This window comes from Rhodococcus sp. MS13 (genome assembly GCF_013277835.1).
GTDB lineage: Bacteria > Actinomycetota > Actinomycetes > Mycobacteriales > Mycobacteriaceae > Rhodococcus_F > Rhodococcus_F erythropolis.
In genome coordinates this window covers 951,841-968,447 of sequence record NZ_VBTL01000004.1, presented here as the reverse complement: position 1 = coordinate 968,447, position 16,607 = coordinate 951,841, and the positions used below count along the sequence as shown (strand labels likewise).

At 61.1% G+C, this 16,607-nt stretch carries 12 protein-coding genes; 7 read left to right on the top strand and 5 right to left on the bottom strand.

Going from position 1 to position 16,607, the window contains the following annotated elements:
• Positions 1–105 precede the first annotated feature (105 nt).
• Positions 106–993, top strand: coding sequence for an SDR family oxidoreductase (locus tag FEZ59_RS13075; protein WP_019745837.1), 888 nt, complete (start codon positions 106–108; stop codon positions 991–993).
• A 111-nt stretch (positions 994–1,104) separates the two neighbouring features.
• Here FEZ59_RS13075 and FEZ59_RS13070 read toward each other — a convergent pair whose 3' ends face one another.
• Complete coding sequence (locus FEZ59_RS13070) at positions 1,105–2,343, bottom strand: HNH endonuclease signature motif containing protein (protein ID WP_172932730.1); 1,239 nt, start codon at positions 2,341–2,343, stop codon at positions 1,105–1,107.
• A gap of 1,138 nt (positions 2,344–3,481) precedes the next feature.
• On the opposite strand from FEZ59_RS13070, the gene FEZ59_RS13065 reads away from it, so the two are divergent.
• Entirely contained in the window at positions 3,482–4,105 is a 624-nt protein-coding gene (locus tag FEZ59_RS13065; RefSeq protein WP_070795496.1) for a hypothetical protein, read from the top strand.
• Positions 4,106–4,736: 631 nt separating this feature from the next.
• Here the strand turns inward: FEZ59_RS13065 and lanKC are convergent.
• Complete coding sequence (gene lanKC, locus FEZ59_RS13060; protein ID WP_172932729.1) at positions 4,737–7,319, bottom strand: class III lanthionine synthetase LanKC; 2,583 nt, start codon at positions 7,317–7,319, stop codon at positions 4,737–4,739.
• Positions 7,320–7,686: 367 nt separating this feature from the next.
• Between lanKC and FEZ59_RS13055 the strand changes: the two genes are divergently transcribed.
• The 3 genes from FEZ59_RS13055 to FEZ59_RS13045 are packed head-to-tail and all read left to right on the top strand — an operon-like array spanning position 7,687 to position 10,309.
• A complete protein-coding gene (locus FEZ59_RS13055) occupies positions 7,687–8,880 on the top strand; it encodes an acetyl-CoA C-acyltransferase (protein WP_172932728.1) in 1,194 nt (397 codons plus the stop codon).
• Positions 8,881–8,908: 28 nt separating this feature from the next.
• Entirely contained in the window at positions 8,909–9,670 is a 762-nt protein-coding gene (locus FEZ59_RS13050; protein ID WP_172932727.1) for a 3-hydroxyacyl-CoA dehydrogenase, read from the top strand.
• Positions 9,671–9,682: 12 nt separating this feature from the next.
• Entirely contained in the window at positions 9,683–10,309 is a 627-nt protein-coding gene (locus FEZ59_RS13045) for a TetR/AcrR family transcriptional regulator (protein WP_020909537.1), read from the top strand.
• Between the two features lie 87 nt (positions 10,310–10,396).
• Here the strand turns inward: FEZ59_RS13045 and FEZ59_RS13040 are convergent, their stop codons facing one another.
• Positions 10,397–12,019: a long-chain fatty acid--CoA ligase gene (locus FEZ59_RS13040; RefSeq protein WP_019745828.1), complete on the bottom strand. Its 1,623-nt coding sequence runs from the start codon at positions 12,017–12,019 to the stop codon at positions 10,397–10,399.
• 101 nt (positions 12,020–12,120) lie between these two features.
• Positions 12,121–13,806, bottom strand: a complete 1,686-nt coding sequence (locus FEZ59_RS13035) for a dihydroxyacetone kinase family protein (protein ID WP_172932726.1) — start codon at positions 13,804–13,806, stop codon at positions 12,121–12,123.
• 54 nt (positions 13,807–13,860) lie between these two features.
• Here FEZ59_RS13035 and FEZ59_RS13030 point away from each other — a divergent pair, with 54 nt between their 5' ends.
• Positions 13,861–14,724 (top strand): patatin-like phospholipase family protein, encoded by an 864-nt coding sequence (locus tag FEZ59_RS13030; protein ID WP_172932725.1) that lies wholly within the window; start codon positions 13,861–13,863, stop codon positions 14,722–14,724.
• Positions 14,721–15,575, top strand: a complete 855-nt coding sequence (locus FEZ59_RS13025) for an LLM class flavin-dependent oxidoreductase (RefSeq protein ID WP_172932724.1) — start codon at positions 14,721–14,723, stop codon at positions 15,573–15,575. Before FEZ59_RS13030 ends, FEZ59_RS13025 begins: the two co-directional genes overlap by 4 nt.
• Before the next feature lies 1 nt (position 15,576).
• Here FEZ59_RS13025 and FEZ59_RS13020 read toward each other — a convergent pair whose 3' ends face one another.
• A complete protein-coding gene (locus tag FEZ59_RS13020; protein ID WP_019745824.1) occupies positions 15,577–16,587 on the bottom strand; it encodes a GntG family PLP-dependent aldolase in 1,011 nt (336 codons plus the stop codon).
• Positions 16,588–16,607: the final 20 nt, after the last annotated feature.

The window sequence follows — 16,607 nt, the reverse complement described above, 5'->3', positions numbered from 1 at the left end:
TGGCAGATACTCCTGGATCTCGACGAATTCTTGACACGGTCGAAACGGCGCCATAACTTACTTTTGAGTAATTTCCGCGGTGCGCTCGAAGTTGGCTGTTCAGGGATGGGTTCGCACCGAAACGCACGCGAAGATCGAACCGAGGCCGATGTGATCAGAACGCTGCTCAGCAATATTGCCTTGAGTCCGCCGACGCGTCTGCGCTCTCTTGTTCCGTCACGCGGTGTCACGCTCTCCGACAAGACGATCGTTCTGACAGGAGCTTCCTCGGGGATCGGCGAGGCGACAGCTCATCTCTTGGCTCGTCGGGGAGCCGAGATGATCCTGGTCGCGCGCGGTGAGGAAAACCTCGAACACGTACGGGACGAGATCCACCGCAGGGGAGGGTGGGCGCACATCGTGCCTGCGGACCTCTCCCGCGGTGAAGCCGTCGACGAACTCGCGGAGACGATCGCGGATCGATTCGGGTCGGTCGACATCCTCGTCAACAATGCGGGTCGCTCGATCCGGCGTACCGCGTTGGATTCGGTCGACCGATTCCACGACTACGAGCGCACTATGGCACTCAACTACTTCGGACCTACACGACTGACGTTGCGTCTGCTGCCCGCGATGCTCGAGGCGAAGTCCGGACACATCATCAACGTCGGAACCTGGGGAGTCACTGCCGGCGTGATGCCGAGGTTCAGTGCCTACCACGCGTCGAAGTCTGCTCTCAGTGCCTTCGGCCGAAGCCTCGGCGCGGAATGTCACGGCACCGGTGTCGATGTCACCACAGTGCAATTCCCACTCATACGAACACCGATGATCGCGCCGACGGCGGATTACGTGAGCCAGCCGGCGCTGACGGCCGATCAAGCTGCATCGTGGATCTTGAGGGCGATCAATACGCGTCCCGTCGAGCTGTATCCACGGTACGCGGGGCTGTTACGAGCGATTGACGTTGTATCCCCTTCTGCCACTGACGCTCTCGTGCGAAGGGCCGGCATCTGAGGGGCTGGGATCTGAGGGGCTGGGATTTGAGGGGTTGGGATCTGACCAGAAACGTGCGCCAGCACCGGGGCATGGTTCGTCCCCGGTGCTGATGTATTCGATTGTCGCGATTCACGCCGCTGTGGGTGGGCTGTTCCCGCCGATCGGATGCTGGTGCGGATCAACCGACATCGGTGGATAGAACACCGTCTTCCGATCCGGTCCGATCTCCACCCGCCACTCCGTGTGATGCATCGTCCGATGATGATGGCCGCACAACAAGATCAGATTGTCGAGATCCGTTGGGCCACCATCATTCCAATGAACAATATGATGAGCATCGCACCACCCCGACGGAGTCCCACACCCCGGAAACGCACACCCACCATCACGAACCGCCAACGCCCGCCGCTGCGGCACCGTTGCTGTTCTCGCTTCCTTACCGCAGTCGAGCGGAACACCATTCTCATCCAACAAAATTCGGGTGACGGTGCAGTCGCACGCCAGCATCCGTGCGGTATCGATACTGATCGGACCCACCCAATCCGTCCACGCGAACCCCAACTCCTCCGTGGACGGCAACAGGTCTTTCAACGCTTGCAGGTCCGTCATGTCTTTCGCGGACGCGGTCACCGTGATGTGTGGTTTCACGCCGCCCTCGATCGGACCCAACCCCGCCCGCTCGTAGCGGCTCAACAACTCGCAAAACCCATCGGCCCGTCGTAATGCCGGCGTGCGGGTGTCCTTGACACCGTCCTTCTCCGGTGTCGGAGCGGACAGGCCCGACAACAACGTGATCAACCGTGCCCCGTTGACCGCATCCAGATCACCCTTCACAGACACCCGCCCGTACAAGCCTTTCGAGGCGTAGAACTCGTTACGTTCGGAATCCTCGCCGACCGGGACGCCATCCTCGCGCTTGCCGTACTGCTTCTCGATTCGGCGGATCGCTGCCCGCACTGCATCACAATCCGCGATGTTCTTCGACGCCAGGCCGAGCAGAATCCTGCGGGCCTTGTCCACGTCCGCCGGGGTCATGTTCTTTGGTGGATGCTGACAAAACGACGCCACCTGACGCGCCTTCAACGCATCAACATCACCCCGGTGAAACGCATCGCCCACAACGGGTTCGAGCATCAACAACCGCGCCAACCCGACCAGCAGACTGCACTCACCGATCTCCAGATTCGTCGAACCGTGCAACCACTGCGCGATCGCCCGAAAACCCTTCCCGCCGAGAACCTCACGGGAAAACATCTCCACAATCAGCAACACCAACCGCGACTGCAACTCGTGCCGGGCGCGCACCAGATCGAGAACCTCACCCTTGAGGCCCTCACCATCCAGTTGCCACGCATCCCGACTGTCCATGCCGAAAGCTTAATCGAACAAAGTTTCGAACACAAGAGAATGTGGATCGAAAATTGCTGCTATCAAATCGATTTCGACATTTCGGACATTCGGTTATAGGCGGGTCGCCGACGTAGTCCACGTGCGCCGACGAGTGCGAGCGCCACCATCAACCCGGAGCGCAACAGCATCACGGCGGTCTCGATGAACTGAAAATGCCAGTACCGGCTCTGCGGGTGATAGGCCACGGCATAGTGATCGATTCCCTGTTCTCGAAGGCAGTTGTCTGTCCCCGGCAAGCGTATGGGTCCAGCCGAGCACCAGGCCCAGGCGTGTCATCGCCAGCGTGATGGGAACGAAGACCACCAGGACCGCAAGAAATACCCTCGAACACGGCCGGTGGATTCGCGAAGATCGACGAGTAGTGGAAGCGCCGGATACAACGGACACCGATTTGTTACTCATCGGTCTGGTGTCGAGTGCGCATCTGCAGTCCCGAGCCAGAACCAATCTTCAGCGCTTCCGGCGGCCGAACAATACGCCGACAGCCGAGATCATGATCAGCGCCACAAGAACGACGACGATGTACGACCTGTCCGCGGCCGGTGCCACCGTTTCGCTTTCTTTGGTCACTGCATCAGTGAATGTACAGCTTATGCCTGGAGGGAACCATCCCCAGAAGTCTGTAATTCCTGCCGCTACCCTCTCCGCCCGGTCGGGAAGGAGATTATTGAATCGTGATGGGATTCCATAGTGATCAATGCACCAGCTGGGCTGATGTTGGAGGCGCAAAGAAAATGCGTCCAACAAATAGACCAAGGTTAGTGCGATCAGCGATATTGCTAAAGACGCTTGGCTTGCTCGTAATAATCGAATCTTCACGACTCGCCCGCAACAGTCACGTCATCATGAGGTGACGATGGTATTGGTTGCTGCGATCCACCGAATCCGGCCGTGCTCAAAATTGACCTGTCGACTTTGGGAGTCGCCGAACTCTCCTGACATCGGTAGTTCAAATCGACCATCCTCGTAGCCCTGCCTCCCATAGTCAGCAAAGATAGCACCGTGGACACTTTCTCCGTGCCGAGAAACAATCGATCGTGAGATCGGGGAAGTGGTTACTGCTAGTCCGCGACAAACAGCTCGCTATTCTCATCGAATGGATCAGGCAGTGTCGAACTCGCAGGCAACGAGAAGGTCCGGTGCTCTTCGTTGGGTTGGTTTGGTAAACGCACTTATCGCAGCGTCGGCGTCGGCGATGTATGTCGCAGCGAAATGCCATCTCACCTGGCCCGAACCTGGGGATAGTGCACTCTCGATCGCCGGTGCGATCGTTCTCTGGGTCCTCACCGCGACTGTTGCAATCGTGCTGCTCGGAGTGTGCTGGTGGCAGCGACGCCGATGGTTGTGGTCCGTTGTCGCTGTTCCGGTTCTCGTGGTGATCGCGCTCGGGATCGCGGCCGCGGGGCAGCCACATTTCGATCAGTATCGGGCAGACTTCGAAACCGTTGCACAGCAACTACTTCAAGAACCTGACGATCCCTATTCCGATGGGTATCATCGTGATCTACGAATCGGCAGATTCGATATCTCCTATGCCAACGTCAGCAGTGAAGGCCACGTCTATTTCTATGACGCACGAGATGGATTGGACATCTTGGACAATCCAGGCTGGGTGTACGCACCCGATGGCGTGTCCGACAAGACCTTCAATCAGCTCCAGTTGGAAGACATCGGGGGCGGATGGTACCGATTCCCTCATCTCGTCGTTGACACGTATTGATCCTCAAACCACCAGACCAGCATTCCGGAGGCGAAGGGAAGTAGGAGTACGAAAAGCGTCGTGAAGGTCAAGGCGGTGTCGGTGCGGCAACTGCCACCTCCGTCGTACCAGCGCGAGCAGACGGCCCCGAAGTTCCAACCCTCGCCCGAACGCTGAACGAACCAACCTGAAATCGCCGTTGTCAGGATCAGAAGGAATATCACCGCCGATGACCATCCGATCTGCCCTCGGCATTGCCGCCAGGTCGCTCAAGTCATCGGCGAATGCAGCTCGGTGAAGCGTGGATGCGTCTCATGATGAAACAATACTGTTCTTCTGGTTATCCGCACGGATTCCGAAAGCCGATACCCCGGAGCTTTGCCCGAGGTATCGGCCTGAGGTCAGAGGCAGAAGAAACTGAGCGAACTGATTGCCGCGTTCTGCTCGAGCTGGCCTGCGTCTCCGACGTTGCCGGCGGCGACTGACAGATCTTGAAGGGAGAGAATAGCGTCCATTGTCATTTCCTTTGTTGATCGGCGTTCTTGCCGATGGATTTGATCGATCGAGTTTGCTTGCGGTGTTGATTTAATTCCAGGTTTTTTGCCTGGTACTTCTGTGCTCCAATCTGCCGTGGGTGATAACTTCCGAACAATTAGGCGATGTGGCAGTTCGACGCGCACATCAGTGGAAACGACTGTCGGGCAGTTGCCGATCCGGTATGTCGGAGCAACGCCAGTATTCCTGCAGATCCGGTTGCCCAGTCGGTCGAGAGTCTCAGGTTCTGTTCACCTGGAAAGTGCAGTCCTCCTGCGTGATTGAGGCTGTGTAAGCCCAGAAGCTGGAACTGCTGGGTAAGCGTCTGCTCGCAATCGGCGCCGGCATATGGACTCTTGGAGAGTTCGCCGAGGAAGAGAATCAGCCCGGCTCGCCCGTTGAGTAGTCCGGCTTGGGCAGTGAATTCGACGGCGGCAGCTCGGGATATGGCAAGTAGCGCAGACGCGTAGCGCGGCTCGTCGACATGTCGAACAAGTTGAAGAAGTACCAGGCCCACGCCGACGGATCCCGATCCGAGGTACGGCATTGTGCGGCGCTCTTCTGTCAGCTGCATCGAACCGTCAGGGCACATCTGCATCACGGACAGGTCGATGTCGACAAGCTGTCGCGCGTGTTCCAGCGATCGAGGATCACCGGTCCGTTCGTAGTGGCGAGTCCAGAACAGTGCTTGCCCGCTCGGCCCTCTCATCAAGCCTCCGCGACCCGTTGTCGCCCAGGATGTTCCGTCGGTGAAGCGGACGTGTGCGCGAGCAGCAGGAAGGCGATCCCGCAGAGTCTCGGTGACGAGAGCGAGAGTTGACGATGCCGCCGGACATGACTCCGATTCCTCGAGTAGAAGGCACCCGATTCCGGAAAGGCCGCCGAAGAGGCTGGAGTCGAGATCGTCGAGTGGGACTCGACGCAAAGTCTCGGCCCACCTGTCGGCAGTCGAGTGTCGTCCTAGTTGCCGAAAGGTATGCACCGCACCCGCGAGCCCGTCGAAGAAACCGAACCGTGGTTGCGTATCCGAATCAACTTGATGTTCAGTCCATTCCAGAACTGTCTCCAAGGTGTCGGTGGGAAGATCATCGGCGAGTAGGTTTCCGCACGAGCCGTGAGCAATGCCGTAACCGTTTACTTCGAACTGGGCGATGTCGCCGGGAAAGAGTCGATCAGCGCGGGAGAGATCAAGTGAGGTGAGGATGCCGCAGCGCAATCGAGCGTCCATACGTTGCAAGGTTTCCCTCGACGACGTGTCCCAACGATGCGGGTGATCCTCCGGTTCCGGCGGCTGTGCGTCGAGCATCGAATAGAGCGAGGCACAGAAGGCACGAGGAAGATCGAATCGAGACACCGCGTAGCCGATGAGTTCGGGAATCTTGTTGCGATCGAGGGGGAGCAATGTAGTAAGTGGAACAAAGAGTCCCAGCTCGATGCATCCCAAGGAGTATCGATCTGCCTCGATTCCTGTCAACTGTTGCGGTGCGGTGTGCCCGGGAGCCCCGGTGGACCGGGGCGGTTGCTCGTCGATGTTGTGGGCCATCTCGAAATCGATGATCCGAATACCGGACGGTGAGCACATCACGTTGCCGGGGTGAAGATCGGCATGAACGATTCCGGCGTTGTGGAAGCTCTCGACTGCTGTGGTCAACTGTTGTGCGATGTCGAGCGCCCAGGTTCTGTATTCCGTTCGGGAGCTGAGTGTCTGATCCGCGCGTATCAGCGGATAGCGGAGCGCAATCTCCTGATTCAGGGGAGCGCCGGGAGCGCGCTCGGTGACAAGAAAGTGGTGTCCTTCGCGCTCGAACAAGTTGAGCGCGGAAGGTGAGTACGGGTTGTCGGCAAGGTGAGTCAGCGTGTCGTACTCGTTGCGGATGCGGTCGATTGCGTACCGGCCGTTGGCGTCCGGGGCGGTGAAGGGTCGACCCTCTTTGATGACCAGATTGATGCCGGCGTCGTCCAGCGCTGAGTAGATCCCCCCGCTGTTGCTGAAGTGCAGGGCTTCAGTGATCGAATAGGGGAAGGCGTCGCGTGATTTCAGCTTGTCTTGCTGCGCGCGAACGAAGTCCGGGATTTGTACCCAGTCTGGAGTTCTGAAGGAAGTGCCGCGCAGATCGGGTTCGAGCGATCCGTCAGGGCGCCGTATTGCCGGGACGCGATCGCCGAATGAATCGTTGGTGTGCATGGGCAGGTACGCGCCGTACCGTAAGTACAGTGGTCCCCGGTTCCATCGCACATCGCTGAGGATGTATGGCCCGTCGGCAGCCGTGACAAGCTCGTCCAGTTCGGTGATGACACGTTGTGTGGCAACGCTATCCGCCGGATAGATCGTGATGAATTTTCCGCTGGATGTTCGATTGGCCTGCTTGCTGTTGGAGAACATGAGGTCTGCTGCCGTCCGAAGAAATTTGAAAGGCACCAGATTGTGGCCGCAATACGCGGAGACGGTATCGAGCAGCTCCTGCGCGTTGGCTTGGGTAGCGGAGCAGTGAATCTTCCATCCCTGTTCTGGCAGCACGCTGTCAGGCGGTTGGAAGTAGTTCCACGGTCCGCTTTGGGGACCGCGTCGCCAGAGTGACCAGTCCACCGACTTTGCAGGCTTAAAGTGCTGGTCAGTCGGTGCGTCAGGTCGAGTGGCCGTTCTGATTCGGTCGTAGAAATGCGAGTCGGCACGTATGAATGCAACGTATCGCAGGTCCACGCTCTACCTCCGGGTCAGTCCCCCTGCGGTTTGTCATCGATTGGTGCCACGCCCCGAATCCCCTGTGGCTTGGATTGCTTGTGGCGGAAGGTTATCCGATTCCGGACATTTCGGGCGAAGATTGAAAACCTATCATTCGAAAGTACTAATGAAGGGCGTTGGTCAGGGGTTCCTGATCGTCCAACTTTTTTGTCCGTCCATATTTGCTTCGAGTTCGGTAGCCCTCTCTTGACGGACGGTCCGACTCGGTGGTAAGTGTTTAGCGAGCGCTAAGTCAGGATGCTCCCACGATCTCGGTCCGGCATCCGGTGCCACGAACTCGGGTGCCGGACCGCCCCAGCAATGCACGTCCTCGAAGGGAACGAAGATGACCAAGGCAGTGATCGTCGATGTAGTCCGGATCGCGTCCGGCAAGGGAAAGCCGGGTGGAGCGCTGTCCGGGACGCACCCTGTCGAACTGATGGCCCACGTTCTGCGTTCCATCACCTCGCGAAACGGCCTCGACCCCGCCCTGGTGGACGACGTGATCGGCGGTTGCGTCGGCCAGGCCGGTGAGCAGGCGCTCAACATCACCCGCAGCGCGGTCCTGTCGGCAGGGTTCCCCGAGTCGGTACCCGCCACCACGATCGATCGCCAGTGCGGATCAAGTCAGCAAGCTGCGCACTTTGCGGCGCAGGGCGTGATCGCCGGGGCCTACGACATCGTGATCGCGGCAGGCGTCGAATCCATGAGTCGTGTCCCGATGGGTACCACGACGATGGGGAAGGATGCTTCCGGTCCGGGCATCGCGGCTCGCTACCCCGAAGGCCTGGTCAACCAGGGAATCTCTGCAGAATTGATCGCCGCCAAGTGGAAGCTTGACCGCGACGCTCTCGACGCATTCTCCGCGCAGTCCCACCAGCGGGCAGCAGAGGCAGCGGCGAAGGGGCTCTTCGACAAGGAGATTCTGCCGATCTCGGTGACCAACGCCGCCGGTGAGACCGTCTCGCATATCGTCGACGAGACGGTTCGCGCGTCTACTACCGCCGAGGGACTCGCCGGTTTGAAGCCGTCGTTCTACTCGGAGAAGTACGCGCAGCGCTTCCCCGAGGCGCAGTGGTCGATCACTCCCGGTAACTCGTCGCCGCTCACCGACGGCGCGTCCGCAGCACTGATCATGAGCGAAGAAATGGCGTCGAAGCTGGGGCTGACGCCGCGAGCACGCTTCCACTCCTTCTCCGTTGCGGGCGACGACCCGATCTTCATGCTCACCGCACCCATCCCAGCCACCCACAAGGTGCTCGCTCGCGCGGGTCTGAGCATCGACGACATCGACACCTACGAGGTCAACGAGGCCTTCGCTCCCGTTCCACTCGCCTGGGCTCACGAGTTCGGCGCCGACCCGGCAAAGCTCAACCCGTGGGGCGGCGCGATTGCACTCGGCCATGCCCTGGGGTCCTCGGGTACTCGACTGTTGACCACGATGGTCAACCACCTCGAGGCCACCGGCGGACGCTACGGATTGCAGACCATGTGCGAGGGCGCCGGCATGGCCAACGCCACCATCATCGAACGCATCTGAAACACATAACCTTTCGAAAGGAACTCTCATGATCGTCAACGACAGCGTCGCCGTCGTCACCGGTGGAGCATCCGGCCTCGGCCTGGCTACGACCAAAGCCCTTCTTGCCGACGGTGCCAGCGTCGTCATCGTCGACCTTCCGTCGTCCAACGGTGAAGCCATCGCCAAGGAACTTGGCGACCGGGTCCGCTTCGCGGCTGCAGACGTCACCGACGAGGCTGCGGTCACCGCTGCACTCGACGTGGCCGAGTCCCTCGGACCCCTGCGCGTGGCAGTCAACTGCGCCGGAATCGGCAACGCAGTCAAGACTGTCAGCAAGAAGGGTGCTTTCCCGCTCGACGCGTTCAAGAAGGTCATCGACGTCAACTTGATCGGCACCTTCAACGTTCTTCGTCTTGCTGCGGAACGTATTTCGAAGACCGAACCCATCGACGGTGAACGCGGCGTCATCATCAACACCGCCTCCGTCGCAGCCTATGACGGTCAGATCGGGCAGGCTGCGTACTCCGCGTCGAAGGGTGGCGTCGTCGGTATGACGCTCCCCATCGCCCGTGACCTCGCGTCGCTGCTGATCCGCGTCAACACCATCGCTCCCGGGCTGTTCAAGACCCCGTTGCTGGCCGGACTGCCTGAAGCAGCCCAGGCGTCGCTGGGTCAGCAGGTGCCTCACCCCTCTCGCCTGGGCGATCCCAGCGAGTACGGCGCGCTTGCTGCGCATATCGTCTCCAACCCTATGCTCAACGGTGAGACGATCCGCCTCGACGGTGCAATCCGTATGGCACCGCGGTAATTTCGGCTATTCATGACTGGCGAGGTGGAGCCCGTGAATTCGGTGGCAGTGGACTGGAGGACTTTCCCGCCGCTGGTGATGACCGACATCCTGATGGCTTCGCTCGAGCTGTTCGACGAGAACGGTTACCACGGCACGACGGTGCGGCAGATTGCCAACCGTGTCGGGGTAACCGTTCCCGCGCTCTACTATCACCACGCGAACAAAGAGGCAGTCCTCGTCGCTCTGTTCGAGATCTCGATGAGTGAGCTGAATACCAGAACCGAAGCGGCAGAGGTGGAAGCCGGCGAAAATCCGGTACGACGCTTCGCCTTGGTGGTGGAGGCAATTGTTCTCTACATGACCCACCGGTCGCGGCATGCTGCGTTGGACACCGAGATTCGGCATGTCTCACCGGAAAGCCGAAGTCGATACGCCGCCAGTCGTAAGCGGCTCGAGTTGCTCATGCGCAGGATCGTCGACGACGGTGTGGCATCGGGAGATTTCGCGGTCACCGACACCGAGGAGACCGTCCGGGCCATACTCGGTATGGCGCAGTCACTGCCGCGTTGGTTCCAGACCGGCGGGCCGATGTCGCCGACGCAATTGGCGCAGAAGTACGTCGACATCGCTTTTCACACGGTCGGTTATCGTCCGTAAAGTGCATTGCTCGTTAAACGAAGGTGGGCAACAGATTGAAAACCTGTTGCCCACCTTCAGTATTCATGCTTCAGCACTCACTCCGTGTCAGAGGCGAGTGACTTCGAGTCCGCCTTCGTGGTAGTCGGCCCTCAGGCGCTTCTTGTCGAACTTGCCGACGCTCGTCTTCGGAACTTCCTGAACCACAGCCCAGTTCTCGGGGAGCTGCCACTTGGCTACCTTGTCCGAAAGATATTGCTGGAGTTCGGACATCGTGGTCTCGGATCCGGCGCGCAGAACAACCGCGACCAACGGGCGCTCGTCCCACTTCTCGTCCGGCACGCCGATGACGGCAGCTTCGGTGACGTCAGGGTGGCCCATGACGGCGTTCTCGAGGTCGACCGATGAGATCCATTCGCCGCCGGACTTGATGATGTCCTTGGAGCGGTCGGACAGGCTCAGGAAGCCGTCGGCCGTGATGGATCCGACGTCACCGGTCTTGAGCCAGCCGTCGTTGAACTTGTCTTCCGCATCGACGCCGTAGTACGACCCGGTGATCCAGGGGCCGCGCACTTCGAGCTCGCCGACGGAAACGCCGTCGTGTGCAACAACTTTGCCGTCATCGTCGATTAGACGTGCCTCGACGGATGCCGGGAAGCGGCCCTGAGAGTAGCGGTACTTCCACATCGCGTCGCCGGTGACACCGGCCGGCGGGCGGGCAACGGATCCGAGTGGGGAGGTTTCGGTCATGCCCCAGGCGTGCAGGACGGAGACGTTGTGGTCGGCTTCGAATGCGTGCATGAGGGCAGGCGGTACAGCGGAGCCGCCGATCAGAACCTCACGCATCGAGGAGATGTCCTGTGGGTTCTGCTCGAGGTAGAGGTGCAGGCCCTGCCAGATGGTGGGTACGGCCGCGGCGAACGTCGGCTTCTCGCTGGCGATGATCGCAGCCAACGGAGCAGGCTGGAGGAAGCGATCGGGCATGATCAGCGAGGCGCCGATCATGAACGCGGCGTAGGGAAGTCCCCACGACATGGCGTGGAACTGAGGCACTACGGCGAGTGCACGATCTCCCTGCGCGAGGTTGGGGCCGTCGCTCATGCAGACCTGCATGGAGTGCAGGTAGATCGAGCGGTGGGAATAGACGACGCCCTTGGGGTCGCCCGTGGTGCCGGACGTGTAACACATTGCGGCAGCACTGAGTTCGTCGACCTCGGGCCAGTCGAACTCGGTTGGCTGATCGGCGATCAAGCCCTCGTATGTGTGAACCTGCACGCCCTCGGGAGCTTCGAGTCCCGCAGTGGAGGAGCCGGTGACGATGATGTGCTTGACGGTTGTCAGCGACGGAAGCTGCGGAGAGAGAAGCGGAATCAGGGACGGATCGACGATGATCACGCGGTCCTCGGCGTGATTGGCGACGTGGATCAACTGCTCGGGGAACAGACGAATGTTCAGCGTGTGGAGCACAGCGCCCATCGAGGGGATCGTCAGGTACGCCTCGAGGTGCTCGGAGTTGTTCCACATGAACGTGGCGACTCGCTCGTCACCCTCGACACCGAGTCCGCGCAGGGCGTGCGCAAGCTGTGCGCAGCGCTTGCCGACGTCTGCGTATGACACACGGCGCGGGCCGGACTCGGTCCACGTGACAACCTCGGAAGCGCCGTGAACGGAGGCACCGTGGCGGAGAAGTTGAGCAATGGAGAGGGGGGCGTCTTGCATGGTGCTCAGCATGGGCTGCTCCTGTGTGGTGTGTGAGACCGGTGCTTTTGCCCACGGGCCCTCACAAACGATGTGCTGTGGCTGCCAGATTAGTCACAGCTCCGAAGTGCTCGCTAGTGACCCACTGCACTAGCGAAAAACCACGCTATGAGTAGCGCTCCCGGATCGACCACTCCGCGAGCGGCTTCGCCCACATAACTTGCACGTCCGCGGTTCGCGAGCATGGTTTCGGTCGACTCCGCGCCGGCCGCCGCCGCTGCCGCTGCGCTGGCCAGAGCGGCGTCCCGATCGGCTCCCGAGTTCACGGATTGCTCCAACGACTCGACCGCCGGAACTATCGCGTCGACCATCGTCTTGTCGCCGACGCGTGCGCCGCCGAGCGAGGTGATGTTGTCGAGCCCCGCCCGTGCTGCAGTCGCGATCGCACCGAGGTCGAGTTCGGAGTCCGCTGATTCTGCGGCGACGCGGAAGAAATGCCGGAACCAGATGCCGAACAACGCGCCGGACGTACCGCCGGCGTGACCGAGGTACGCCTGGGAGACTGCATCGAATATCGTTGCAGTGGAATAGGTGTCACGGATCGCCGAGATATCGAGCTGATCCAGTGCGGCCACCATGTTGGTCCCGAAGTCGCCGTCTCCTGCTCGTCGGTCGAGATCGGTCAGGGCAGGTTCCTGCTTCAGTACCTTCGCGGCCCAGTCCGCAATCCAGCCGCCGACGAAGCTGCTTTCGGCAGTGCGTGAGGTGTCGGGTGTGAATGTGGGACCGAATGATTCACGCTTGCCCATGCCGCTGTACTCACGTGCCATAGCATTCGGCCAGGCGGGCGCTTTTGTTGGTGCGTCCCATAATTCGAGGATTTCTTTGTTTGTGCGAACAAGGGTGATGGATGCTCCGGCCATGTTCAATGCAGTGACGAACGTTCCGATCAGCGTCCGCTCGATGTGAATTCCCTGGTCGGCCAGATAATCTCCGAGTTCGGCGAACAGTAGTTGCAGCTCCATTGGGTGGGTGGCCCCCAGCCCGTTGACGACCGTAATGACGTGATCACCTTCGGCGAGACTCAGGGACTCGATGATCGGATCCGTCAGCCGTCGCACCAATTCCGGTGCGGGCAGGGCGTCCACGCGTTCTGTGCCGCGTTCGCCGTGGATTCCGATACCAAGTTCCATCTGCCCGTCCGGTAGGTCGAACGACGGCTCGTCAGCCCCCGGCAAGGTGCATGGGCGAAGAGCGACGGCCATGCTGCGAGCCGAGTGCGCGACGTGTTGTCCGATCCGGGTCACCTCGGCCAGGTCGTCACCGCGGGCGGCCGACGCGCCGCAGACCTTCTCCACCACGATCGTTGCCGCAGTGCCGCGTCGCCCCGGGCCGCTACCGTCTGCGCGTTCGGTCGCGACGTCGTCGTCGACCAAGACGACGTCCGTGTCGATCTTGTCCTCGCGGAGTAGTTCCCGTGCGATACCGAAATTCATCACGTCGCCGGTGTAGTTCTTCACGATGTGCAGGACGCCGCCACCGGCGTCGGCAGCTTTGGATCCTTCATGGATCTGCAGTGCGTTGGGTGAGCTGAAGATCAACCCGGGACAGACGGCCGTGAGCATTCCTTCGCCGATGAATCCGGCGTGCATGGGTTCGTGACCCGAGCCGCCGCCGGAGACGAGCGCGACTCGCCCGCGTGGAAGGGGCTGTGCACGAGTGAGGTATCCGGGATCGGGGTTCCACGCGATGTCGTCGGTGGATGCGATCAACCCGCGGAGTGCGTCGGGAACAAATGTCTTTGCGCTGCGCATGAACATCACTTCAGAGTAGGTCTAACGTCGACTTCGGGCACGGATCGTGATCGACGAGAGGTGGACGGCGTGAAATTGGGGTTGGTACTTGCCGGTGGCGGCGTTGCGGGAATCGCCTGGGAAACCGGTTTTCTGTTGGGCGTTCAGGACAAATCGCCGGACGCTGCCGCAGCGCTGCTGGCAGCGGACGTATTGATCGGCACTTCTGCAGGTTCCACCGTGACTGCTCAGATTGCGGGCGGCGCGAGACTTCAGGAGCTTTTCGACGCACAAACGGCCGCTGCGACCGGTGAGATCGATCCGGAGGTAGATGTCGAGGTCCTCGGTCAGATGTTCGTCGACGCGATCGCGGGCTCCGCGGATCGGTCCGAACAACTTCGTGCGCTCGGCGAGGCAGCGATGGCCGCCGACACCGTCGAACCCGCCGTGCGTCGTGCGGTCATCGAGGCAAGGCTGCCCAATCGGTTGTGGCCCGAGCGGGAGTTGCGCATCCCGGCGATCAACGCACAAACCGGTGAGTTGAGGGTGTTCGGCAGTGCTGACGGCGTAGAACTGATCGACGCAGTCGGAGCAAGTTGCGCCGTACCAGGGGTGTGGCCGGTAGTCATGATCGAGGGCGACCGGTACATGGACGGCGGAATGGCAAGTGGCTCGAATGTTCATTTGGCTGCCGACTGCGATGTGGTCGTGGTTCTTTCACCTGCTGCCGATCCCGCCCCGAATCTGCTGGGCGGCAGCCTACGAGAGGAAATCGACGCGATGACGCAGTCACGGGTACTGGCGATCTTCGCCGACGACGCCGTCGTGGAAGCGATCGGAACCAACTCTCTCTCGCCGGCGACAAGGCGCCCGGCAGCTGAACTCGGACGCGAACAGGGTCGCCGAACAGCTGACGAGATCGCTGCGTTTCTGGTGACGGCATGAGCGCCGCACGGATTGCGATGGTCCTGCGTCCGGAGCAATCCCCGGAGGATCTGATCCAGCTTGGCAAATATGCCGACGAAGTCGGTATCGACGAGGTCTGGCTGTGGGAGGACTGCTTCTTCGGTGGAGGAATAGCCACTGCTGCAACTGTATTGGCCGAAACCACGCGCCTGGGAGTGGCGATCGGTGTGCTGCCGACGCCGATGCGCAACACCGCGATTACGGCGATGGAGATTTCGGCGCTGGCCAGAGTTCATCCGGATCGACTGCGTGTTGGCTTCGGTCACGGCGTTCAGAGTTGGATGCGGCAGATCGGCGCCAAGGTCGAATCGCCGTTGACCCTCCTCCGGGAGCAGTTCGGAGCACTCGAGCGATTACTGCGCGGTGAGTCGGTGACGGTATCCGGTCGATACGTGAATCTCACGGACGTCAAGCTGGCGTGGCCGCCCGAGAAGGTGCCGCAGTTGCTCGTCGGTGCCACGGGGCCAAAGACTTTGGCGCTCAGTGGTGAGTTGGCGCAGGGCACCGTGCTCTCGGGTGGGACGACCCCGGAAGGCGTTCGCCGGGCGATCGCTCATATCGGAGCGCAGGATCTCGAGGTGGTCGTTTACGTCATCTGTGCATTTGGTTCCAGCGGTCGTGAGCGCGCCCTTGCCGAGGCCGCAGCGTCAGGGTGCGAATCGCCTGCGGAAGCGATTGCCGTGGGGACCGCGGCCGACGTTGCGGCAGCAGCAGTGCGATGGGTGGACGCGGGTGCAACCACCGTGGTACTCCAACCGACCGTTGACGAGCCGGACGTCCGTGAGTTCATTCGCCTTGTCGCGCAGGAGGTTCAACCGCTGATGGTGTAGCTCAGGCGGCTAGTCGGGACAGAACCTCGTCGATGTCGGCAGTGCTCACGTCTCGATGTGTCACGAACCGAACCTTCCCGGCGACGGTGACCGCACCGACGTCGACGGCGGCGAGCTGAGCAACGGTGGCCGACGGATCGGCTGTGGCGGCGAGAACGATGTTGGTTGCGGGTTCGTCGACAGCCCAACCGCGTTCACGAAGGCCCGACGCCAGGCGTTGCGCATTGTCGTGATCGTCGGACAGGCGAGCTTGTGAGCGAAGCGCGACGATGCCGGCTGCGGCAAGCACCCCGCCCTGGCGAACGCCGCCGCCGAGCATCTTGCGGATCCTTCGGGCTTCGGTGATCAATTCAGGTGATGCGGCCAGAATCGAGCCGACCGGCGCACCGAGTCCCTTGCTCAGGCACACCTGGACCGTATCGGCGCCGGAAGTCAATTCGGTGGGCGAAACATCGAGTGCAGCAGCGGCATTCCAGAGGCGGGCGCCATCGAGGTGAATCTTCAAGCCGCGTGATCTCGCCGCGTCGACCAGTTTCGTCCACTCCGTCGGATTCATGACGGCGCCGCCGGCGAAATTGTGGGTGTTCTCGAGACAGAGCAGCGTGGTGTTCAACGTGAAGTACGGGCCGGGGGAGCCCGCCGCCTTCACGACGGTCTCGGGACTGGGACGTCCGGGTCCGCCGTCGTGCGGCAGCGCCATCGGCATTCCCTGTGCGAGCCAAGCAGCGGTGCCCAACTCTGACCCCAAGACGTGAGAGTGTTCCGGTGCGAGGAACTGATCGCCGCGGCGAAGGTGCAGCATCAGCGCAATCAGGTTGCCCATCGATCCGCTCGGTACCCACAAGGCCGCCGGAAAGCCCAGAGTATGTGCGACCTCTTCCTCGAGCGCCGCCATGGTCGGGTCGTGATCGAGGACGTCGTCACCGACCTCGGCGTCAGCCATCGCCTTCCGCATCTCCGCATCAGGCTTGGTGACGGTGTCCGAGCGTAGGTCGATGTACGACGAAGTCATGGCTCATTCGATCAAGCCGC